The organism is Streptomyces sp. NPDC052036 (assembly GCF_040680495.1).
Lineage (GTDB): Bacteria > Actinomycetota > Actinomycetes > Streptomycetales > Streptomycetaceae > Streptomyces.
The window spans coordinates 1-1,178 of record NZ_JBFAWW010000136.1; the positions used below are offsets into that span (position 1 = coordinate 1).

Annotated in this window: 1 protein-coding gene; it reads right to left on the reverse strand. The window is 70.8% G+C overall.

Features of this window, described 5'->3' with window-relative positions; all coding sequences use genetic code 11:
* A partial coding sequence (locus AB0L95_RS42240) for a transposase (protein ID WP_365172004.1) occupies positions 1-1,178 on the reverse strand: 1,178 nt, incomplete at both ends.

Sequence of the window (1,178 nt, forward strand, 5' to 3'; positions counted from 1 at the left end):
CCATGGAAGATCTTCCGGGCGAGGGAATGACGGCCCTCCTGGAGGTTCGCCTGGCTCTTGATCTGGCGGCGGTAGCCGGGCTCGTCGGCTAGGCGCAGGATGTGCAGGGTCTTGGCGATCCGCCCGTAGTGGGCGATCGCGTCGCCGAGCGGCGTGGGGCGGCCGTCGCGGGACAGCATCCGGATCACGTCGTACGCGCGCACGGCTCCGGTGTGGATGGAGCCGATGACGCGAAGGATGTCCTCCCAATGGCGTTCGATACGGGCGAGGTCGATCCGGCCGCGGGCGGCGTCCTGGAAGGCCCCGTAATCGGCGGCGAGGTCGATGCGCCACATCTTCTGATCCGGCAGGTCAGCGAGCTGCGGCGCGTACGCGAACCCCGCCAGGGTGAGCAGCCCGAAGACAATGTCGCTGTAGCTCGCGGTGTCGGTGACGATCATTTCGGGACGCTTGCCGCCGTCGCGGTCGTAGAGGACGTCCAGCACGTACAGCGAGTCGCGCGGGGTGCCGGCCACGACCTTCCCGCCCAGCCCCGCGGCCTGGTCGTTGATCATGTTCAGCCAGGTCGCCCCGCCCCGGCGCCCGAAGTACTTCGGGTTCGGCCGCGCGTACACCGACGGAACGGGCACGACGAACCGCATGCCGTCCACGGAGGCAACCAGGCCGCCGCCCCACGCCTGCGCGAGCGGGATCGACGCCTGGCAGTCGATCAACGTGGCGTTCGCCGCCCGGTACGTCGCCAGCCGCAGATACGTCTGGTCGACATGGGACAGGCGCCCGTACTTCAGCGCGTCCGCGGCCCCGATGACCGGGGTGTAGCCGACATTGCAGCTGTGCGCCACCAGCAGCGCGGCGATCGTCACGTGCAGGTCCTTCAGCCGGGCCTCGCCGCCGGTGACCGAGGTGAACGCCTGGTCGGCGCCGGTCCACGAGAACACCTCCAGCAACGCCTCCGGCAGGTCGACACGGGGCAGCATCGTCTCCACCGCCTCCCGCAGTTGGCGTAGGGAGGCGGGTTCGGGCTCCGGCTCCAGGGCGGCGAAGTGCAGGCGGCCGTCGTCGTCGAACACGATCTGGGAGTTCGCCGGCACCCGCGCGGCGACCTCGCGGTAGGTGCCGTCCAGCAGCGCGGCCCGAGCCGCCAGGTGCTCCCCCGCCCCGGCGGGCAGGTTGAGCGA